17 protein-coding genes are annotated in these 21,718 nt (G+C 32.1%); 5 read left to right on the forward strand and 12 right to left on the reverse strand.

Translation table 11 applies throughout. The features are described from left to right. Nucleotides 1–45 precede the first annotated feature (45 nt). From BM246_RS16465 to BM246_RS16495, 7 genes are all read right to left on the reverse strand, one after another. Nucleotides 46–786 carry a LytR/AlgR family response regulator transcription factor gene (locus tag BM246_RS16465; RefSeq protein ID WP_074939396.1) on the reverse strand — a complete coding sequence of 247 codons (741 nt, stop codon included), beginning with the start codon at nucleotides 784–786 and terminating at the stop codon, nucleotides 46–48. After that, nucleotides 786–3,635: a sensor histidine kinase gene (locus BM246_RS16470; protein ID WP_074939398.1), complete on the reverse strand. Its 2,850-nt coding sequence runs from the start codon at nucleotides 3,633–3,635 to the stop codon at nucleotides 786–788. The genes BM246_RS16465 and BM246_RS16470 overlap by 1 nt, the downstream gene beginning before the upstream one ends. A 47-nt stretch (nucleotides 3,636–3,682) precedes the next feature. Further along, nucleotides 3,683–4,234: a hypothetical protein gene (locus BM246_RS16475; RefSeq protein ID WP_074939400.1), complete on the reverse strand. Its 552-nt coding sequence runs from the start codon at nucleotides 4,232–4,234 to the stop codon at nucleotides 3,683–3,685. 12 nt (nucleotides 4,235–4,246) lie between these two features. Then, complete coding sequence (locus tag BM246_RS16480) at nucleotides 4,247–4,918, reverse strand: hypothetical protein (RefSeq protein ID WP_042500992.1); 672 nt, start codon at nucleotides 4,916–4,918, stop codon at nucleotides 4,247–4,249. Between the two features lie 22 nt (nucleotides 4,919–4,940). Further along, on the reverse strand, nucleotides 4,941–5,372 hold the full coding sequence (locus BM246_RS16485) for a hypothetical protein (protein ID WP_042501023.1): 432 nt from the start codon (nucleotides 5,370–5,372) through the stop codon (nucleotides 4,941–4,943). A 94-nt stretch (nucleotides 5,373–5,466) separates the two neighbouring features. Then, nucleotides 5,467–6,117 (reverse strand): putative metal-binding motif-containing protein, encoded by a 651-nt coding sequence (locus BM246_RS16490; RefSeq protein WP_074939402.1) that lies wholly within the window; start codon nucleotides 6,115–6,117, stop codon nucleotides 5,467–5,469. Between the two features lie 40 nt (nucleotides 6,118–6,157). Beyond that, complete coding sequence (locus BM246_RS16495; protein WP_042500987.1) at nucleotides 6,158–6,958, reverse strand: prolipoprotein diacylglyceryl transferase; 801 nt, start codon at nucleotides 6,956–6,958, stop codon at nucleotides 6,158–6,160. A gap of 283 nt (nucleotides 6,959–7,241) precedes the next feature. Between BM246_RS16495 and BM246_RS16500 the strand changes: the two genes are divergently transcribed. After that, a complete protein-coding gene (locus tag BM246_RS16500; protein WP_074939404.1) occupies nucleotides 7,242–7,760 on the forward strand; it encodes a DUF7935 family protein in 519 nt (172 codons plus the stop codon). On the opposite strand, the gene BM246_RS16505 is transcribed toward BM246_RS16500, so the two are convergent. Both BM246_RS16505 and BM246_RS16510 read right to left on the reverse strand, forming a co-directional pair. After that, nucleotides 7,752–8,672 carry a patatin-like phospholipase family protein gene (locus BM246_RS16505; RefSeq protein WP_074939406.1) on the reverse strand — a complete coding sequence of 307 codons (921 nt, stop codon included), beginning with the start codon at nucleotides 8,670–8,672 and terminating at the stop codon, nucleotides 7,752–7,754. The genes BM246_RS16500 and BM246_RS16505 overlap by 9 nt on opposite strands. 225 nt (nucleotides 8,673–8,897) lie before the next feature. Next, nucleotides 8,898–10,895: a M1 family metallopeptidase gene (locus BM246_RS16510; RefSeq protein WP_074939409.1), complete on the reverse strand. Its 1,998-nt coding sequence runs from the start codon at nucleotides 10,893–10,895 to the stop codon at nucleotides 8,898–8,900. 107 nt (nucleotides 10,896–11,002) lie between these two features. Here BM246_RS16510 and recG point away from each other — a divergent pair, with 107 nt between their 5' ends. Both recG and miaE read left to right on the forward strand, forming a co-directional pair. Beyond that, nucleotides 11,003–13,108 (forward strand): ATP-dependent DNA helicase RecG, encoded by a 2,106-nt coding sequence (gene recG / locus BM246_RS16515; protein WP_074939411.1) that lies wholly within the window; start codon nucleotides 11,003–11,005, stop codon nucleotides 13,106–13,108. A gap of 52 nt (nucleotides 13,109–13,160) precedes the next feature. Beyond that, a complete protein-coding gene (gene miaE / locus BM246_RS16520) occupies nucleotides 13,161–13,742 on the forward strand; it encodes a MiaE family protein (protein WP_074939413.1) in 582 nt (193 codons plus the stop codon). A gap of 41 nt (nucleotides 13,743–13,783) precedes the next feature. Here the strand turns inward: miaE and BM246_RS16525 are convergent, their stop codons facing one another. Then, nucleotides 13,784–14,230, reverse strand: coding sequence for a hypothetical protein (locus tag BM246_RS16525; protein ID WP_042500975.1), 447 nt, complete (start codon nucleotides 14,228–14,230; stop codon nucleotides 13,784–13,786). A 491-nt stretch (nucleotides 14,231–14,721) separates the two neighbouring features. Between BM246_RS16525 and BM246_RS19795 the strand changes: the two genes are divergently transcribed. Next, nucleotides 14,722–16,593 (forward strand): PAS domain-containing sensor histidine kinase, encoded by a 1,872-nt coding sequence (locus BM246_RS19795; RefSeq protein WP_083415835.1) that lies wholly within the window; start codon nucleotides 14,722–14,724, stop codon nucleotides 16,591–16,593. Further along, nucleotides 16,580–16,972 (forward strand): response regulator, encoded by a 393-nt coding sequence (locus tag BM246_RS16540; RefSeq protein ID WP_042500966.1) that lies wholly within the window; start codon nucleotides 16,580–16,582, stop codon nucleotides 16,970–16,972. Before BM246_RS19795 ends, BM246_RS16540 begins: the two co-directional genes overlap by 14 nt. On the opposite strand, the gene BM246_RS16545 is transcribed toward BM246_RS16540, so the two are convergent. Together BM246_RS16545 and BM246_RS16550 are read right to left on the reverse strand one after the other, a co-directional pair. After that, nucleotides 16,962–17,729: a 4'-phosphopantetheinyl transferase family protein gene (locus BM246_RS16545; protein WP_074939415.1), complete on the reverse strand. Its 768-nt coding sequence runs from the start codon at nucleotides 17,727–17,729 to the stop codon at nucleotides 16,962–16,964. The two genes, BM246_RS16540 and BM246_RS16545, sit on opposite strands and share 11 nt — an antisense overlap. Beyond that, nucleotides 17,722–21,696 carry a non-ribosomal peptide synthetase gene (locus BM246_RS16550; protein ID WP_083415836.1) on the reverse strand — a complete coding sequence of 1,325 codons (3,975 nt, stop codon included), beginning with the start codon at nucleotides 21,694–21,696 and terminating at the stop codon, nucleotides 17,722–17,724. The genes BM246_RS16545 and BM246_RS16550 overlap by 8 nt, the downstream gene beginning before the upstream one ends. Nucleotides 21,697–21,718 lie beyond the last annotated feature (22 nt).

Genomic DNA, 21,718 nt, shown 5'->3' on the forward strand with positions numbered 1-21,718 from the left:
ACTTATATACATTTACCTTATTTTTTGTTACCCTATTTTTTGAATTTATTTAAATAAACTTAAAAATGCCTTTCTATTTGCTTTTGAAATAGGCACACGGTAGGTATTATCTAAAACCACATAACCCTCATTTTCAAAATGTCGTACTTTTTCTAAATTTATAATATGAGATTTGTGGCATTTGAAAAATTTTGAATTTAATAGCTTTTGAAATTTCCCTAAATTATACGAACTCATTATGGTTGTTTTATCTATTAAATGAATTTTAGTATACCCATCATAACCTTCTAAATGTAAAACCTCATCTTGAGGGATAAATGAAACGCCTTTTTTAGTAGGCACCACAATTTTGTTATTGTTCGCTATGTTTTCTTCTAATAAACTAACCAGCTTAGAGTTGTTATCACTTTCATTCTTTAACTTAATTAAGTCTAAAGCCTTATTTACAGCGTTAACCAAATCTTCATTATCTACCGGCTTTAAAACATAATCTATGGCCGATTTTTTAAAAGCTTCAATAGCATATTCACTATACGCTGTTACAAAAATGACCTGGAAATTGACGTTTTTTAATTGAGCTAGCAGTTCGAAACCATTCATTCTAGGCATTTCTATATCTAGAAACAAAATTTGCGGTTCTTCTTTATTTATTGCGACTATGGCTTCTTCTGGTTTTTGAAAAGCACCCGAAATTTTAATAACAGGAAATAGTTTTTCAATCTTGCGTTGTAAACCTTTTAAGTTTGAAATTTCATCGTCTACCAAAATCGCCGTTATACTATCCATTATTTATTTTTTTCAATTATAAATATCGACTTATTCCCTTTATCTTCTCGATCTGGATACATTTCTTCTTTGCTATAACTTATGTTCCATTTTTCCGAAGAATTTAAAAAGTGTAATCTATCTTTTAAAACATTTGAAGATTTAACTTCCTTGTGTGTCCTTTTTTTGGTGTTAACAAACCCAACTCCATCATCAATAATTTCAACCTTAAAAGTGAGCGGACTGATATAAACAAAATTGAGCGTAATTAAACCATTATCCATTTTATTAAAAACTCCGTGATTCACTGCGTTTTCTACAATAGGCTGCAATAACATCGTTGGTATGGTAATACTTTCTTTATCTAATTTTACATCGATATTGATAGTGAAATTTAGCTTTTCTTTAAACCGAAGCTTCTCAATCTCCAAATAGTTATTAAGCACGCTAATTTCGGTTGCTAAAGAAATTTCGTTTTCTTTAGATAACTCGAAAAATTGACGAATAAGTTTTGAGAATTTCACCAAATATGTTTCCGAAGCTTCAAAATTATTTTCACCTATATAGTACTGTATTGCCGATAAGGAATTAAAAACAAAATGAGGATTCATTTGAAACCTTAGTGCTTTTAACTGTAATTCTGACAAACGCTTGTCTTGATATATTTGTTGATTTCTTTTGAATTGTGAACGTTTTACAAAAAATCTAGAAATTAATACAATAAGAAATATACTTAACAACACCATGAACGCTTTTACCCAAATGGCTTGCCACCACAAAGGCTTAATAGTGAAGCTCAATTGTTTTTTCGCACTACCGGCATCGATATGCAGCGTATACTTTCCGGGTTGAAGATTATTAAAACTAAAATTATTAGTAGTTGTTGTTACCCAATCTTTTTGAATAGGTTTTAATTTGTATTTATATGAAAAAACATCGTATCCCGACGAAAAATCAATATGCGATATATTGAAATTTAAATTATTATTTTTTTGATATTTAAAAACAGAATAATCTGCTAAAATATCTCTTTTATTATATGTAGCCTTATCTATATAAACATCTAACAAATGGGTTTCGTTTTTTACATCTTTAGGTAAAATTACAATCCCTTTGTCTGTACTCGCCATTAATTGATTTTTGTAAACAATAACATTACTCACACTGTTAGAGGATAATCCGTTGTTTTTATCTATGACCAATTGCAGACTAAAATCTCCATTACTTTTTGTGTATTTTAATATACCAGACTCTGTTGCCAACCAAATAATATTATCTTCAATAAAGGCATTATTTACAATTTGAAATTCGGAACCAGGAAGCTGCTTTATGGTTTTTAAATCTGAAATGTAAGCGCCAAAACCATCTGTGTTTATTAAAATGTCGTCTTCTGAAACTGCTTTCAGGTTTAAAATAGACTTATTTAAATCTTGATTGGTAAATAGTATAGATTGAAATTCTTCATCTATAAACTCTTTTAAACCACTAGATGTAGCAACTAAAAGCTTTTGATTGAACAGAAATATTTGATTAATCCCTTGTTGGTTATATTGTGTTTCAATACTGTAATTATTTGGGTTTATTTTATTCATTCCAAATGCAAACCTTGTATAAAAATAATCGTCATGATAAACTAATTGCCTAATTTTATCATTAATATCGTTGACATTGTTTAAAAAATCGAGCTTCTCAATTTTATTGTTTTTCGCGATTATTACACTTGATTTAGATAGATAATATTCTGCGTCTAAAGCTTTAATATAAGACGCATCAAAAATATAATCGTCCTCTGCTATAAATTGAACAAACTCTTTTTTAGTATCATCATATTTATAAAATCCTTTATCAAAAACATTGGCAATTATTTTATCATTTACATAACTAATATCACTTACGGTTTCTGTAGATAAGCAATATTTAACTTGTTGTTTTTCTTTAGGTAAGTGGTAAATACCATTTGTAAATGTGCTTAACCAAATAGACCCTACTTTATCATAAAAACCAAAATGTGCTTTTAATTTATTCGGAATATAATAGGTATTGGTGATGTAAAAATCGGGATCTAGCATACCTACAAAGCTGGCTCCTGAAATTTGTAAACGATTATTAATAAGATTAATCCTTACGTATTTAGAGGTTTCAATATTAATCTCATTTTTAAAATTTCTTCTGTATAACTTTAAAGTATTTAAATTGAGAAAAGCATATTCTTTATTATTCACCCAATAAAATAAACTATCAGTAATCTGGCCTCTTACATTCTTGTTTTCAAGTACATCTTTAAACTCAAACCCCTCTATAACAGTCTTATTTTTATCTCTAATAAAAATAGAGTCTTTAGCTGTATTTGTTGTAAAACTGGAAACCTTAGCATGCTTAACATAAGCCACTCTTATTAAATCTTCTGTTTTAGAATCTGTTAGGTTATGCCATTTTTCACCTTTTAAAATATGGAACTTATTAGATCCAGTTAAAATAATAGAGTTATCAACTTGACTTGAAAATATTGGACTAAAAATTTCTCCTTTTTGTTCACTCTCAAAACCGTATACACTATCATTTTCTATGTAACCTAATTTTGATGATTTAGATAAATACCACAGTTTATTGTCTGGTGTTGGGAAAATTCCCCAAACATCATTATTTGCCAAACCATCTTTAGTAGTAAACACTTTAAAAGTATTGCCATTGTATTTAACTAAACCTTTAGCCGTAGCAAACCATAAAAAACCTTTTTGATCTTGGGCTATTTTATAAATATGGTTACTTGGCAAACCATCATCGGTAGTGTAATTTGTAAATTGTTGTGAAAAGGAAAAACTCCATATCGAAATAAGTAATAAAGCGATATAGAGTTTTTTATATTTCAATAGTATTTCATTTAAGTGATTAAAACAAAAGTAAGGGTTTTAAGTATTTATTGATCCATTTCTCGTAATACTCTACCTTCACCTTCTACATAACCTTGAATTGTAGGATCTAATGCATCAATATAATCTCCAGAAAAGGTGAATTCTATATAATCACCAACAATTACCGGATGTGCTGTAACTGTGCACATAATAGGTGTGCTTGGCAAATTTGTTGTACTAGAAATAAACATATTTCCTGCAAAAACATCTGTAAAATAAAAATTACTAGTAACACCATCTGAAACTCCCCAACCAAAATTAGTAGTAGATGTAAACGTGCTGAAATCTTGAAAAGTAAAACTTCCATCTATAATCGGGCTTGATCCTGACGCTGTTTCAGCACCTGCTCTAAAAAAGAACTTTTGGTATACGGAATTAGTATTTGAAGTAAACCAACCTTTAGCTTGCGAATCGAAAACTCTTTCTACTCCGTTATTAACGGTATATTTAAAATACTCATCGGTATTACCTGTAGACGTTAATGCATCATCATTACTACAATTGTATATTAATAACAATATAACAGCTAGGCTTATTGATTTTAAAATTGAATTCATTCTTATTTATTATTAATCTTGAAAAACACCTAATGTGCCTTCATAATGTCCTGTAAATGTTTCTCCAAGATAATTTACATAAACATAATCTACATTAATTGTACTTTCTTCAGGGTTGATGGTATCAATATTAATGGCATTTACCGTTAATGTAGGTGTAGCATTTCCTGGACCTTGAGCATTAGTATAATCATCTGAAGATGGATTTCCATACTCAACTCCATCAATAAAATAAGGCGTACTTAAAGACTCAAAAGCACCTATATAATTTTCTACTATCACAGTATCTGGAGTTGAATTAATTGTTGCATGATAAAGATCACCGACATACGTATTTCCTGCAGTAGGTGCGGAATTTGCTAAGCTTGGATTATCTTCAACTGTTAAATTAAAGAACACAAAGTTAGACGTGTTTAATGTAAATATATACTCGTTCGCATCTGCTGGCGCTCCCGTGCTAGAATCGCCATCTGCCATACGCCCATCAATAAAGAAAAAGTTGTATTGATCTGGAGGGTTATTATCTTCATCTACTTCAAAATAAGCATTGGCCGTTTCGTAAAATGTGCCATTATGTGTAAAACCATCTGTTGGGTTTACTGGATCTGTTTGAGCATCATCATTATTATCACAACTATACATTGAAATAGTAAGAAGTACTAAAAGTGCTTTTATTGTTTTCATCTTTATTTCTTATTGAATCTTATTAATGATATAAATCGATAATTACGCAGTATTCGGCTTCTAATCCGCTTGCTGTAATATCATATCTAAATTCTTCACCAATAGCATTACCCGCTCTCTGGCAAGCAACATTTACATTATAGATTGTACCATTAACACTTAATTGTCCTACTCCAGTTGCTCCGTCTGTTACCACTAATGTTACAAACCAAAAATTCCCTGGGTCGCTAGATTTATATATTTCTACTTCTGGCCCATTTGATGATGTGTAAAAGAAATCTGTAGTTAAATCTGCTTCGTTAATTAATGTTTGTGTATTATCTGAAGTGTCTAAAAAAGTAAACCCAGCAAAATTACATTCATCTTGATTATCTGCATTGCCATCATCATTATCACAGTTAAATAAAACTAGTGTTAAAACCAGTAGACAAAGCGTTTTGATAGTTGTTTTCATAATTGTTAATTTGTTTTTATATTTATTATACATTTCCCTTATATCAAAGCAACTAAGAAATTGTTACCCCTTTAATTTATTTTTTTTTAATTATTTAAGAAACTTCATCTACTATTCCATCACAATCATTATCAATACCATCCTTAATTTCTAAAGCATACGGATGTATTTCACTATTAGTATCATCACAATCTAAGGCATTATAAACCCCCTCTTTTTCTGCTTGTACCTGAGAACCGTAACCATCGCCATCATCATCTACATAAAGTATATCATCTTTATCTGTTATTCCATTACAATTATCATCTATATCATTACTAGCAATTTCGTCTGCAATTGGGTTTACGTTTGGATCTTTATCATTACAATCTGCACTATTTGTAACAAAGTTTTCTGGAGTATCTTCCCATAAAACAACTTCAATAACTTCGGACACATCTGGGTTTCCAAAACCATCACCATCATTATCATAATAAAAAGTAATGGCATGTAAATCATTACAATCTTCGTCTATAAGATTATCTGGAATCTCTGTAGCTCCAGGATTAATATTGGCGTTGGCATCATCGCAATCTGTATTGTCTAACACATAATCTGCAGGTTCATCACCAGATGTATAAGAAACAGCATTTACTGATGAGTCGCCAAAGCCATCTTGATCTAAGTCTGGCCAATAATTATATTCGGCAGTACCACCAATACTACAGCCGGAACCTATTATAAATACAGCGGTTACTAATAACATAATTGGTAATATTATTTTTAAAAATCGATTTTTCATAATGTTATATATTAATTGTTTTTAAATCTGTTTGTTTATAATATTTATAGTAGAAATAAGCTGAAATTGAAATAAGGCATAAGCCGATAAATTGCGAATGCGAAAGCACATTTTCTATAATAAACCCTCTATCATCTCCTCTAAAAAACTCTAGAATACCACGACCTAAAGCATAAAGCATTAAATAGATTAAGAAAACTTGCCCATTAAATTGTTTGTGTTTTTTAACCATTAATAATGTTAGCATAATGCAGACCAATAATAATACTTCGTACAATTGTGTTGGATGTACAGACGCACCATGTGTTGTTGGGAATATTAAACCAGAGCTACCAGTTGTTGGAGCTCCATAACAACATCCTGCACTAAAACAGCCTAATCGGCCTATAGAATGTACAATAGTTGTCGTAATCGCAAAAATATCTAGCATTGGTAAAACCGGTATCTTCTGCTTTTTTAAATACCAAATGATATATGGAATAATGACTACAAATGAACCATAGAATACAAAACCTCCCGAAAAATTATCAGACATTAAACCAGGATTTTGTGTGTAAAGCAACGGATCTTGTAAATAGAAAAACAACTTTCCGCCAACAAACCCCGCTATAAAAATGAGATAAAAAAATGTATTAGAAATATTAGTGATACCTAGTTCTCTTTTAGCGCTCCATCTGGTATAAATAGCTGCGGCTAAAGTTCCTAATGCTATTAAAAAAGCATAAGAGTAGACGGTAACATGTTTTACACCCAATAGATTTGATAAAAACACTGGTAAATCAAAAGTGAATAGTTCTGGATACATCTCGTTATTTTTTTCTTAAAAATTATATGCTAACTCGTTATACTTCTCTCTTATATAGATAACATATTAAAAATGTCATCCTTATTTCAGAAAAATATGTTTAAAGAGTTTTAGGTTGAAATAACTAATAGCTATTGCAAAATAACATCTATATGCAGAGTTTTACAGACGCATTTACGGAGATGAAGTTTTGATTCGATGAAAGAGCTATTTCATTCAACCATTAGAAAATTTATGTTTTTATAAAAAAACACCTTATGTTTGTAAGAGTATTATTAAACCTATGGAAGAACAAGTTTTAAACCTAATTATGTATACAGTCCCATCTATAATTACGGGACTAATAGCTTTTTATTTTTTTAAAGAACATACCAAAAATGAAGATGGTCGTAGACGTTTTTTACTAAAAAAAGACATGCAAGTACACGCCTTACCACTTCGCTTACAAGCTTACGAACGTATGGCTATTTTTTTAGAGCGCATTACACCATCAAAACTACTAATACGTATAGCGCCAACATCTTCTAATAAAGAAAACTACGAATCTTTGTTAATACAAAGTATAGAGCAAGAATTTGAGCATAACTTATCGCAACAAATTTATATAACCGATAAATGTTGGAACATTATTACAGCATCTAAAAATGCAACTATTCAACTTATTAGAAAAGCGAGTTTATTGGAAAAAACCGACACAGCAAATAAATTACGAGAAGTTGTTTTAACCGAAATGATGGACCGTTTAGCACCAACCGATGCGGCCTTATCTTATATTAAAGAAGAAGTTTCCGATTTATGGTAAAATATCTTGGCGCAACTCATTAGAGCGTGCCTCCAAGCTTTTACTCTTAGCATAATCGAAACCTTGTTTCCACCAAACTGTCATGTGTTTTTTATTGAAAATTAAAGAATTCTCGGTAAGTTTAGATGGCGTATAATATAAATTAAGTTGCACATTTCTATATTTTGCAGCCAGCTTACCAATAGTAATATCACTACGTTCTACCTGATCTAATAAATGCCCAAATAAATTAAGCATTAACGAAAATGGGTTTTTACCAAGTACTTTGTTGTACTCCATATTTTCCGATTCTAAAATTACTGCATCAATTTCGGTAGCACCACGTAAAATAGCTTCTCTTATTGGCACAACACAGCCAAAAGCACCATCGGCATACTCAAAACCATCAACTTTAGCCAAAGACATAAACGGAATATAATTACAGGAAATCCATATCCATTCGCAAAACTCGTCGTAACTAAAATCTTTTATAGACTTATACTCTACTCTATTTTTTGATAAATTCGAAACCGTAACCACAACATCTTCTTTAGTTGCTCTAATTAAGTCGAATTCTTCCTTGGTAAAATGCCTTTTTAAATAGCGTTTAAGCGCTTTACTCTCACCAAAAGTCCTCTTACTCTTTATAAACTGTAGTAACGTATTAAAGTAGTTAATAGTAACATAATCTCGCCCTTCCTTTTTGCGCATTACAAAAGGATTAATACTAAAAATATTACTCTGTTTCACATTAGTAAAAACATCATAAATTTTATCAATTTTACCTGCAGCTAAATGAGGCACAAGCAAACTTCCGGTAGATGTTCCTAAAAACAAATCGTATTCACGACCTTCCTCCTGCATTAAATATTGAGCTACGCCACCTGCATACGCACCTTTACTTCCTCCTCCCGATATTACTAATGCTTTCATTTAAAATATTTAAAGGGTAAATATAAACAAGAATTTACAGATAGCTTATTATTCGTTTAAAACTTATTTCACGACCAGTGCAGAAACATAAAAGCTTGTTAAAAGAAATCTTACAAAAAGTACATATCTCTTTAATAAGTATTTACTCTTTCAAACTTTCGCTCACCTATTTTATCGATTATTTAAGCTGTAGAAATACAACGCAAGCAGAAAACCCAAAGAAAACTACTCTGCTTTAAGCAACGTTTTAGCAAACTTAGAAAACCTCCAATTATGATGCTTAATCGCCTGTTCTAAGCTTTTATGGCAAAGCGCATTACAAGCTTGTATTTGATGTAAATATTGAAAGGCGTTTTGGCGCGTTTCAAAACCATAATTAGAACCTGTGTAGCTAGTTAATTCATCAAAATATTTCGATTTATTTTCAGTCTCATAATCCTCAGTCACCAAAGCTAACGTTAACCAAAGCTGTCTTATATTTTTATCATTAAACCCTTGAACATCTTTTGTTTTATTCAAATAAAAGTTTCGCTTACGCGGAAAATTAACCCATAAATTAAATAAAGCCGTTTCTATGGTTGAATAAGAATCATCTGCCAAAAGTGTTTCATATTCGGCTTGTAATGTTATTGGAATTTTAGTTAAAGTCTGAGCTACTAACTGACGTATTTTGATGTCTTTAGAATTCAAAATCCCTCGAAATAAATTAGTTTTATCAATCAACGAATCTTCCACAAGTCTTTTAAAATAATCCATACGCGCAAAATCACTCATGCTTCCATAAAGCAAATCCCATTTAGCAAAACTTATTTGATTAATAGATGCAGATTTACAAGAAAAAATGTCATTTTTATTTCTCAAATTATTCAATATAGTTTCAGACTGCTTTATTAATTCATCCTTAAAAAACTCTGTATTAATTAAATAATTTTCAACAAACAGACTTAAATCTTTACCACTAGCAAGTTCTACTTCATCTATAAAATTTTTAGTTTCTACATTTTTAAATTGATATTTCAGTAAATAGTTTTTTACAGCAACCTTAAAAGCATCATCACCAACTTGTTCCCTGAGCATATACAATACCCAAGCGCCTTTTTTATAAAACGTAACACTGCTCGATTTTGGATTTAAAAGCGAGGTGCTTTCACCCGCTTGATCTTGAGCTAGCAATTCCTGTGCATACTCGTATAAACGCCCAAAATAATAGTCGTCTCCAAACACATTACGTTCCGCTAAAAGCGCATAATACGTTGCAAAACCTTCTTGTAACCAGTGATGCGTACCAGAAGTTTCTGTTACCAAATCGCCAAACCATTGGTGCGCTAACTCATGCGCATTAACGTTTACATAGTTTTTATCTACAAAACCAATAGAGTCTACCACAAAAGCATCTGAAAACAAGGTTGTACTCGTGTTTTCCATGCCAGCATAAAGAAAATCTTTTACAGGAATTTGCTTGTAATTCTGCCAAGGATACGCAACTCCAATTTCATCTTCTAAAAAATCGAACATTTGTTTGGTATAGCGGTATGTAGGCTCAAATCTCAAGGAATCTTCCGGATAATAATACATTTCTAACGGCTTATTACTTTTAGAAACTTCTTGATTTTTACTGTATTTACCTATTGCAATGGCTAATAAATAACTCGACATTGGTTTCTGCATATCATAATGCCAAGTAGCAAAACCGTCCGAAACCTCTTTATTTACAAAGTTTCCATTTGCTATAACCTGATAATCTTTACAGAACGAAATACTTAAATCGAACACCACCTTCTCGTTCATATCATCAAAACTAGGCAGCCAATTGCTTGTATATTTCCCCTGACCCTGTGTCCAAACCTGCTTATTACCTTCTAGATACTCCCAATCTATAAAATACATGGCTTTTTTAGGCTGTACTTTAAAAGAAACAACAACGCTATGATGTGAACCTGCTTTAAAATCACGCCTCAAAATCAAATGATTACCATCGTAATCACTTCCCGAAAACCGATTATCCAAAACATAAGATATAGTCTTGAAGTTTTTAGCATCAATATACACCGAATCGGTGTTTTTTAAGATTTCAAATTGATAGGTAATCTCGCCTTCAACTTCTTTCTCTATTAAATCGCCAAAAGCGATATGAGCTTGAGCCGTAGTAAAGTTAACATATTCGGTTTGTTGTCCAAACGCACAATTGAAAACCATAAAAATTAAAATAAAATACAATCTCATAAATAAAACCCTTCAAAAACAGCACCAATATAGTTGTTTTGATGTTTAAAAGTTAAAAACTAGCACCAAAATTATTGTAGTTTAATTATTATTTCTAGTTTAGTTATGTGAAAAGTAATTACCTGCAAACACCCATAGATTATTTAAAAGGCGTAGGCCCAAATCGCGCAAACTTACTGCGGAAAGAACTCGGTATTCACACCTATCAAGATTTAATAAACCTGTTTCCAAATCGCTACATAGATCGCACGCAATACTATAAAATAAAGGGTTTACAACCCAATACAGCCGAAATCCAAGTCATTGGAAAAATAACCAAATTTACCGAAGTGGCGCAAAAACGAGGCAAACGCCTAGTAGCTACTTTTGTTGACGACACAGGCGCGATGGAGTTAGTTTGGTTTCGTGGTCAAAAATGGATTCGTGAAAACCTAAAATTGAATACAAAATACGTTGCTTTTGGAAAAACCAATGCCTTTGGAGGAAAATACAGCATGCCTCATCCAGACTTAGAACCACTGGAAGAACACGAAAAAAACATGCGTTCGGCCATGCAACCCGTTTATCCTTCCACGGAAAAACTTTCGAATAAAGGAGTTTCAAACCGAATGATTAGTAAAATAATGCAGCAAATTTTCATTGATACAAACGGAAGATTTGTTGAAACTTTATCTCAAAATATACTTTCAGAATTAAAATTAATAAGCAAAAGTGAAGCGCTTTTTAATATCCATTTCCCGAAGAGTCAAGAGCTACTTTCTAAGGCTCAATTTCGATTAAAATTCGAAGAATTATTTTATATTCAATTGCAATTAATTATTAAAAATTTAATTCATAAATCTAAAATAAAAGGCTTTCCGTTTGATAAAGTCGGCACATATTTCAACACCTTTTTTAAAGAGCATTTACCCTTCGATTTAACAGGTGCACAAAAACGCGTTTTAAAAGAAATTAGAGCAGATTTAGGCAGTAATGCTCAAATGAATCGTCTTTTACAGGGCGATGTAGGCTCTGGCAAGACCATAGTAGCCTTCATGTCAACATTAATGGCGCTTGACAACGGTTTCCAAGCTTGCTTAATGGCTCCGACTGAAATTTTGTCAGTCCAGCACTATAACGGATTACTAGAACTATCTAAAGATTTAAATATCAGTATAGAAATACTCACAGGCTCAACAAAAACTTCAAAACGAAAAATTATTCATGAAAAGTTAGAAAGTGGCGAATTACAGCTTTTAATTGGCACGCATGCCTTACTGGAGGATAAAGTAAAATTTAAAAATTTAGGCCTCGCTATTATAGACGAACAACATAGATTTGGTGTTGCTCAACGAAGTAAATTATGGCACAAAAACACATCGCCACCACATGTTTTAGTCATGACGGCTACACCTATTCCGCGAACCTTAGCCATGTCTGTTTATGGTGATTTAGACATCTCAATAATCGACGAATTACCACCCGGAAGAAAGTCGATAAAAACAGTACATCGCTATGATAAAAACAGGCTAAATGTTTTCCGTTTTATTCGTGATGAAATTAAATTAGGTAGGCAAGTCTACGTGGTCTACCCTTTGATAAAAGAAAACGAAAAAATGGATTATAAAGATTTAATGGACGGCCACGAAAGTCTCTCTAGAGATTTCCCAATGCCAGAATATCAAATCTCCATTGTTCACGGAAAAATGAAGCCCGCCGATAAAGAATACGAAATGCAACGTTTTATAAAAGGCGAAACTCAAATTATGGTTGCAACTACCGTAATTGAAGTTGGAGTAAACGTACCCAACGCTTCGGTAATGATTATTGAAAGCGCTGAGCGTTTTGGCTTATCGCAACTGCACCAATTGCGCGGACGCGTTGGTCGTGGAGCAGAACAAAGTTATTGTATTCTAATGACGGGGTATAAACTAAGTCAAGACAGCAAAAAGCGCTTAGAAACCATGGTTAAAACCAATGATGGCTTTGAAATTGCAGAGGTAGATTTGCGACTACGCGGCCCTGGAGACATCATGGGCACACAACAAAGTGGTGTTTTAAACCTTAAAATTGCCGATATCATTAAGGATAATGATATTTTACAGCACGCTAGATACCATGCTAAAAATATACTCAACAAAGATAAAAGCTTATCGACACCAGAAAACCTGCCTATTTTAAATACTTATAAATCGTTGAGTAAGTATAAAAATATCTGGAATTATATTAGTTAGGTTTTATTAAAACTACACAAAACAGTTACTTTTACAAAAAAAATTAAATATCATGCTTGGTTTAAAATTAGCAACAGACCCGCGATGGGTAAACATTGTAGAATCTAATATTGAAGAAATATTAACCGACCATGCTTGGTGCGAACAAAAAGCCGCAACCAATGCTATTACTATAATTACTCTAAATCCTGAATATGACGATTTAGTTACCGATTTGCTAGAATTAGCTAAAGAAGAAATAGAACATTTCCAAATGGTGCATGAAATTATAAAAAAACGCGGTTTTAAGCTCGGACGTGAACGAAAAGACAGTTACGTTAACGAACTATATAAATTTATGAATAAGGGCGGAAATCGTCTGCAAGCAATGGTAGACCGCTTATTATTCTCTGCCATGATAGAAGCAAGAAGTTGCGAGCGGTTTAAATTACTTTCAGAAAAAATTAAAGATCCAGAATTATCTAAATTCTATCACAACCTAATGGTTAGTGAAGCTGGACATTACACCTTATTTATTGGTTTCGCGAGAAAATACGGAAAATCAATCGATGTAGATAAACGTTGGCAAGAATTAATAGATTTTGAAGCAGAAGTGATTCAAAACTATGGAAAACAAGAAACCATACACGGTTAAGTATATGGTTTCTTGTTATATTTTATAATGTAATTTCTGGATTAATGAAACTCACTATACTCGTGTAACGATTTAAAAGTTTCTTCGTAAAACAATATGGCCGAAATTAAATTATCGGTATCAGAGTATGGTAAAATACGACCTTGAAATCGCCTCATTTGGTCCAAGTATTCATCGGTAGCTTCAAATTGATCATCTAAAGCACCACTATTATCACTATCATTTGGAATACCTAAACTCGTCATGGTAATACCTGGCTTAGTAGCAAAAGCTATATAAGGCAAAAGCTTTACTAAGCTTTCAATACGTTCTACATACAAAGTTAATAATTGACCTTTTTGCATACGATCTAACTCTGCCTTGTTATGGTATTTTTTAATAGCTACCTTTTCACTAATAATACTTCTAGCTGGTTTATTCTTTTGAGCGAAACCAATACTAGTTACCATAAAAAGGCTAAAACAAAATAATACAACTTTAAATTTCATATTGAATTTTTTGGGGATCAACATTGCAAATTTAAGCTATTAAACGTAAAAAACAAGCGTTTTATCGATTATATGTTCATTTTTATAACAATTAGAACACTTAACAAATCATAACACCCTTGTTTTCTAACTATTTAATAGAAAAACCACACAATGTTTTCTTTCTACTAAATTAGTACAATTCTTTCATTTAAAATACTTAACAATAAAAAAAATTAACTTACATAGCTTTTTAAAGCCTCAAATAAAAGGATTAAACTTAAAATAACTGACCTAATTCATCTAAAAAATGAGCCCTCATTAAAATCTTATTCCCTAAATAAACGCAAAGAAACTAATAATAGTATTTATCTTACTAAAACGTTTTATTTATACATATAAACTGTTTATTCTAGTTAATTAGCTACATTTGTTGTTAAACATCAACTAAAGCTCACTCTTTTTTTGATTAAATTTTATGTTTTTAAGTAAAAAATTTTTCCCTACAAAAAATGAACTATTTACAAGAAGAACTCTACAGTTCTTTAAAAACAAACCCTAAAATTTTTGAGTTTATTGAAAAAAACTCATTAGACGGTATTTGGTACTCAGATCTTGAAAATCCTGAAAATGAATGGATGGACGATCGTTTCTGGGAAATTCTAGGCTACGACCCTCAAAAAATGCCTTCCAAATCTTCTACTTGGCGAGATATTATAAACCAAGACGATCTAAAAGCAGCCCTTACAAACTTTAACCAGCATATTGAAGACCCTAATATTCCGTACGACCAAGTCCTTAGGTTTACCCATAAAAAAGGTAGAACAGTATGGATTAGATCTAAAGGCATGGCTATTAGGAATGAAGAAAATAAAGCCATTAGAATGGTGGGTTCTCATCTTGAAATCACCGAACTTAAAGAAAATGAAGAATTTCTGCACCGCTGCAACCAAGAAGCCAATATTGGTTTTTGGGATATGTCTGTAGAAAACAAAACTATAAAATGGAGTAATACAACCAAAGCCATACATGGTGTAGACTTAGATTTCAAACCTTGTCTTGAAACTAGTATCAATTTTTACAAAGAAGGCTCTAGCAGAACAAAAATTACAGAACTTGTATTTAGAGCTCTAAATTTTGGAGAACCTTTTAACGATGAACTACAAATTGTTACCATACAAGGCGAATACAAATGGGTTAAGGTTATTGGTTTTCCTGAAAAAATAAAAGACAATTACAATAGAGTTTATGGAACGATACAAGACATAAACGATCTTAAAAAATCTCAAATAAAATTAAAACAGAGCGAACAAGCCTTTAGAGGTAACTTTGAAAATGCGGCTATTGGAATGGCTTTATTTGACAACGATAAAAAATGGATCAAAATAAACCAAACGTTTTGCGATATATTGGGTTACACACACGATGAGCTTTCTTTATTAAGCTTTGAAGATATAACACACCCTGAAGACTTACATACAGATGCTGCTGAAATAGAAGAAATTATTGATGGCGCTAGAGATCATTACAAAGTAGATAAGCGCTATTTTCATAAAAACGGACACCTTGTTAATATTCACTTTGCCGTCTCTGTTGTAAGAGACACAGATAACGAAGTGCTTTATTTTATTTCTCAAATTATAGACATAACCCTTTTAAAGGAGCAAGAAAAGGCCTTAAAACGCATTATTTCTATTACACAAGATCAAAATGATCGTCTTAAAAATTTCGCCCATATTGTATCTCATAACTTAAGATCTCATTCCGGAGGAATTTCTGCTCTATTACAACTTTTAAGAGATGATGAACCCGAACTTTTCGAAAATGAAATGATTCAATTATTAGAAACCTCATCTTTTAATTTACAAGAAACCATTAACCACTTATCAGAAGTTGTTAAAATTAATTTATCATCAAACGATAATTTAACATTAATACCTTTAAGTAATATTATTAACAAGCAAATTGCATCTCTCACACCTATTGCTGAAAAAAACAACATAAAAATTACAAACAATACCGAAGAAAATATTAAAGTACTCGGTATTTCTGCTTATGTTGAAAGCATAATTTTAAACTTCATAACGAATGCTATAAAATATAGTTCTAGTGAGCGAGACAGCTTTTTAAATATAAATTCGGAGAAAAAAGGTCCATACATCATTATATCTTTTACTGATAATGGTATTGGAATCGATCTTGATTTAAACAAAAACAAATTGTTTGGAATGTACAAAACATTCCATGACAATGAGGATGCCCGAGGTATTGGTTTATTTATTACAAAAAACCAAATAGAAACTTTGGGAGGAAAAATAGAAGTAACTAGCGAACTAAATAAAGGAACCACTTTTAAAGTATTTTTTAAACATGAAAAAAATTAATTTAGCCTGTATTATTGAAGACGACCCAACCCACGTTTATATTACCAAACGGTTTTTAAACTTAACCGGACTTGTGGAATCGATTCTAATATGCTCCAACGGAAAGGATGCTTTCACCAAGCTAAAAGCCATAATCTCTAGCGGAGAAAAGCTACCAGAACTAATATTATTAGATTTAAACATGCCAGTTTGGGATGGTTGGCAATTTCTAGATGCTTTTAAAGAGATTCCTGTAGAAGATAAAATTGATATCTACATACTAACGAGCTCTAACAACGAAGCCGATATAGAACGTGCTAAAAACTATAATATCGACAGCAATTATATTGTTAAACCAATAACATTAGAAAAACTAAAAGATGTTATCTTTAGCGAATAAATTCTTTTAACAAACTATCTAAAGGGTAAAGTATTATGTTCTCAACATGTATTTTACCCTTTTTAAATGCTAAAGCCCCTATATAATCATGATCTACAGTAAAACTTACCACTTGTGTATTTTGTTTTAATTGAAAAGTGCTATCAATAAAATTACCTCCATCTAAAACGTTTATTTTCAACAAATTATCATCAATTCCCTTTCCGGTAGCTTTTACAATAGCCTCCTTTCTAGTCCAAAATTTATAAAACGTTTTATTTTTATTTTCAGCAGTTAAAACCGCATTAATTTCAGGTACACTAAAAACTGTTGGCAATATTTCAGTAAAATTAAAATCTTTAGAAAGATACTCAACATCCACACCCAATTCCTGCAAACCTAAAGCTATTAACGCATAGTTTTCTGCATGAGACACGTTGAAGTGTAATTCGGGGCAAAAAGCTAAGAATGGCTTTTTATTAGCATCTTTACTTAATTCTATTCTCGAAACATCTACACCTACTTCTTTTGCTAAAATTAGTTTTAGCAAACCTCTGCACACTATAAACCTATTAGCATCCTTTTGATGATAATATCTTTGAGCACGTTCTATTTCCGAAGTATTTAAAAGCATTTTTAACTCCGAGAGCACATCTACATAATCGGATATTTTAAACTTGAAAAGCTTCACACCTTTCTCATCTAACTTAGAATCGTAAATCTGACTAGAATTCAACTTTACAAATTCACAACATATTTTAATACGGGAATCAATCATAATCTCTATCTAAAATAGCTTGTAAAATTTGCCCTAACACCTTATCATTTGGACTTTGAAACATGTTTTTATGATTTCCAGGAATAACATGCCTAATTACTCCTCCTTTTGCGACTTCTCTCCAACCTAAATAATTGGTGTCATGAGCATAAAATATATTATTATCTTCAACTTTAAGTAAATCTATTTCCAAATCTTCAGGTATAATTTGGTAATTATTAACAGCTAATCTATGCATATCATCCAACTCCAAAGGCCAAGGATACTCTAATTTATGCTGTGCTTCGCGGCCAAGTTTAATTCTTAAGTAAGACGATTTAATTTTTGATTTTATAATACCTAGCCATCGACTAAAATTCTCCTTATCTAAAAGCATCATTTTAGCCACAAAAACAACTTGCCCTAAACTATAAGATAAATGCACTCTAGTTTTCTTAAAAGAAACTTCATAATTATAAGTTGGATACACATAACTATCTAACATAATGAGTGACGACACTTTTCGGTTTTGAACTTTTAAAATCTTAACCATTTCAAAAGCAATAATCCCTCCTAGCGAATACCCAGCAATAGCATAAGGTCCGGTTGGGTTAGATTCAACAATTTCCGCAACATAATGTGCCGCCATTTTTTTAATAGAATCATGTGGTGCATCAATGCCGTTAAGGCCTTTTGCTTGCAATCCATAAACGGGTTGCTCTTTATCTAGCGTTCTCGATAAGGTTTCGAATATTAAAACATTGTGATCGGCACCATGTATCACGTAAAGTGGCGTTTTATTTCCAGAAGTTTTTATTGGTGTAAGGGAACTCCAACTAGAAATATCTTTATCCGAATCTATAAATTTAGCCAACTTCGCAATGGTTGGATGTTCTAATAAAGAAGAAAGCGGATAGTTTTTCCCCGTTTCCTTTTCTATACGCACCATAACTTTTACAGCGATTAAAGAATGGCCACCAAGTTCGAAGAAATTAGCAAATATATCAATACTATTAACCCCTAGAGACTCTTGCCATATTTCGGCTACTATTTGTTCTGTTTTATTTCTAGGTGCTGTAAAATGCGTTGTTTCTCTTTTTTCCGAAGCATTTTTTAATAAAGACTTTCTGTCTATTTTACCATTTAATGTTTTTGGAAATTCGGTTACTAAGTTAAAGTCCTGAGGCACCATGTAATCAGGAAGCTTTGTAGAAAGATTCTTTTTCCATTTCGCCATGTTATCTTCGGAAAAATCACGAGCCTCATTAGTAATAATAAAAGCCATTAAACGACTTGAATTAACAACCACAACAGACGACAGTATTTCAGATTCCTCTTCTAAAGCTTCTTCTATTTCACCTAACTCAATACGGTGTCCACGAATTTTAACTTGATGGTCTATTCGTCCTAAACACAAAATATCTCCAGATGGTAGTAATTTACCTAAATCTCCTGTTCTGTAAAGTTTGGTTTGTTGTTCTGTATCAAAATCGTTGCTTGTAAATTTTTCTGCCGTAAGCTCAGGTCGCCTCCAATACCCTTTAGCTACACCGTCTCCAGCAATACAAATTTCGCCAGTTTTCCCTGCTTCCACCAATAATCCTTGTGAGTTCAATAAATAAATATGAGTATTTGCTATTGGAGCTCCTATTGTTATTTGCTCATCACCCTTATTAATTTCCTTTACGGTAGACCAAATTGTAGTTTCAGTAGGTCCATAAACATTCCATAGCTCATCTACCCTACTTAATATTTTTTTTGCTAGAGGCAACGGTAACATTTCACCACCGCAAAGCGCTTTAATCGCCAACGGGTTTTCCCATCCTGCATCTAATAGCATTTGCCAAGTAGTTGGCGTTGCTTGAAGCATCGTGATGCGTTCTTGCTTTAATAACTTCAACATTAAACGACTATCTCTAGCCGTATCATCGTTTGCAATTACCAATGTAGCACCTACTAATAATGGGAGAAAAAGCTCAAGACCAGCAATATCAAATGAAATTGTTGTAATCGATAACAGCTTATCATGGTTTTTAATACCAGGCTTAAGCATCATGCTAAATAAAAAATTGACTAAATTCTTATGAGTTACCGATACGCCTTTGGGCTTACCTGTAGAACCTGAAGTATAAAGTATGTAAGCAACCTCATTGTTACTCACGTTTAAAGAAAGTGGTGTTGAAGCGTATTTTGATAAGTTTGAAAATACATCTTCATACAATAACACCGATGCATTTGTTTTTAAACTTAATGAAAATGTTTTAGATGAAATAAGAAAATTTGCTCCCGAATCATCTAACATAAATTCCAATCTATTTATTGGATAATTTGGATCTAATGGTAAATACGTTGCTCCGCATTGCATTAAGGCAATTAATGAAACAACAAGCTCTATTGAACGCGGTAAAGCAACCCCAACAATATCTCCAGATTTTACTCCCTGCTCTACAAAGTAATGAGAAAGCTGATTAACTTGAACTTCTAATTCTTGATATGAAATTTCTGTTTCCTCAAACTTTAAGGCTTGCTTTTTAGCAAAAGTTTTGGACACCTCTTTAATAAGATCATGTAAAGGCATCTGTGGATAAACAGCTTGTGTTCTATTCAATTCTTCATATTGAGAAGCATCAACCTTTACAATTTCTCCGATGGTAATATTTGGTTGCGCTACAATCGATTCTAATATAGACTTAAAAGAAGCCATCATACGTTCTATAGTAGATGGTTTAAAAAGCGCTGAATTGTAAGACCACTCTAGAGTAAAATTTTCCTCTGTACCCGTAGCATTTAAAAATATTTCAAAGGTTTCCGACGTTCTCGGATTACTAATTACTTTATATTCTAATCCTTCAAAATTAACCTGAGACGTCATGCCCATATCAATATTAAAAACAACAGGAACCAGCGGTACTCGCGATGGATCTCTATGTAGTGGAAGCTTTTGTAATAACTCGCCAAAACTTAACTGTTGATGATCGTAAGCATCGAAAACAGAGTTTTTTCTATATTTTAAATATTCCCCAAATGAAAAAGACGTATTAAGCTTACTCCGAAGTGGTAATAAATTTACACAATGCCCAATTAACTGCGTTTTGCCTGTTACCGATTGTCCAGCTGCAGGTAAACCAAGCACAATATCATCTTGACCTGTTTCTTTACAAAGAAAAACCTCAAAAGCAGCCATTAAAGTGGTTACAAAACTACAACCAGATTGTATTCCTATTTTCTTTAATTTGGATAGCAAATCTTTCTCTATTGAGAAATCTAAACGATTACTCTTAAAAGTTCTAAGTTTTGGTCTTGCAAAATCTGTAGGTAATGTGAGTTCTGGTATTGATGATTGGTATTGCTCTAACCAGTAATTTTCTGTTTTAATATTTTCTTCGCTTCCTGTAAACTGAATTAACTCATCTACGTATGCACTATAATCGTCTACATTAGGAAGGTTATAGGTTTTATTTGCAGTATAAGAAGAATAAAGCTCTCCTAACTCTTCTAGCATAATTCCGAAAGACCAACCATCGCAAATAATATGGTGAGCCGTAATTAACAACTCATGTTCCTGCTCATTTTTTCTTATTAAAGCAAACTTAATTAATGGTCCTTTTGTTAAATCAAAAATAAAATTAGCATCTTCCAATACATAATTTGCTATAGCCTGTTTTTTTTCTTCTGAAGTAAATTGTGATAAATCGTGTTGTTCAACTTCAAACGAAATAAATTTCATAACGCTCATAAAGCGTCCGTCCCGACTAAAAACAGAACGCAATGCCTCATGCCTTTGCACTAATGTTTGCAAAGCCAGTTCTAAAGCAGAATGATTCAATTCCCCTTCTAAAACAAGAGATATTGATTCATTATAGGCTCTATTTGCATCAATTCCTCCTAAATTACAACTAATCCAGATTTCAGCTTGAGACTGCGTTATAGCAATCACCTTTTCTAGTTCTGGCCCAGAAAAAGGATTGAAATTATTAATTTTGTTCAACGTAATAGGGTTTTACATTAAT

The sequence above is a fragment of the Algibacter lectus genome, assembly GCF_900112395.1.
GTDB classification, from domain to species: Bacteria; Bacteroidota; Bacteroidia; order Flavobacteriales; family Flavobacteriaceae; genus Algibacter; species Algibacter lectus.

Coding starts and splice junctions, on each gene's coding strand:
- BM246_RS16465 (WP_074939396.1), bottom strand. CDS start 786: ATGGATAGTATAACGGCGATTTTGGTAGACGATGAAATTTCAAACTTA.
- BM246_RS16475 (WP_074939400.1), bottom strand. CDS start 4,234: ATGAATTCAATTTTAAAATCAATAAGCCTAGCTGTTATATTGTTATTA.
- BM246_RS16480 (WP_042500992.1), bottom strand. CDS start 4,918: ATGAAAACAATAAAAGCACTTTTAGTACTTCTTACTATTTCAATGTAT.
- BM246_RS16485 (WP_042501023.1), bottom strand. CDS start 5,372: ATGAAAACAACTATCAAAACGCTTTGTCTACTGGTTTTAACACTAGTT.
- BM246_RS16490 (WP_074939402.1), bottom strand. CDS start 6,117: ATGTTATTAGTAACCGCTGTATTTATAATAGGTTCCGGCTGTAGTATT.
- BM246_RS16495 (WP_042500987.1), bottom strand. CDS start 6,958: ATGTATCCAGAACTATTCACTTTTGATTTACCAGTGTTTTTATCAAAT.
- BM246_RS16500 (WP_074939404.1), top strand. CDS start 7,242: ATGGAAGAACAAGTTTTAAACCTAATTATGTATACAGTCCCATCTATA.
- BM246_RS16505 (WP_074939406.1), bottom strand. CDS start 8,672: ATGAAAGCATTAGTAATATCGGGAGGAGGAAGTAAAGGTGCGTATGCA.
- BM246_RS16510 (WP_074939409.1), bottom strand. CDS start 10,895: ATGAGATTGTATTTTATTTTAATTTTTATGGTTTTCAATTGTGCGTTT.
- miaE (WP_074939413.1), top strand. CDS start 13,161: ATGCTTGGTTTAAAATTAGCAACAGACCCGCGATGGGTAAACATTGTA.
- BM246_RS16525 (WP_042500975.1), bottom strand. CDS start 14,230: ATGAAATTTAAAGTTGTATTATTTTGTTTTAGCCTTTTTATGGTAACT.
- BM246_RS19795 (WP_083415835.1), top strand. CDS start 14,722: ATGAACTATTTACAAGAAGAACTCTACAGTTCTTTAAAAACAAACCCT.
- BM246_RS16540 (WP_042500966.1), top strand. CDS start 16,580: ATGAAAAAAATTAATTTAGCCTGTATTATTGAAGACGACCCAACCCAC.
- BM246_RS16545 (WP_074939415.1), bottom strand. CDS start 17,729: ATGATTGATTCCCGTATTAAAATATGTTGTGAATTTGTAAAGTTGAAT.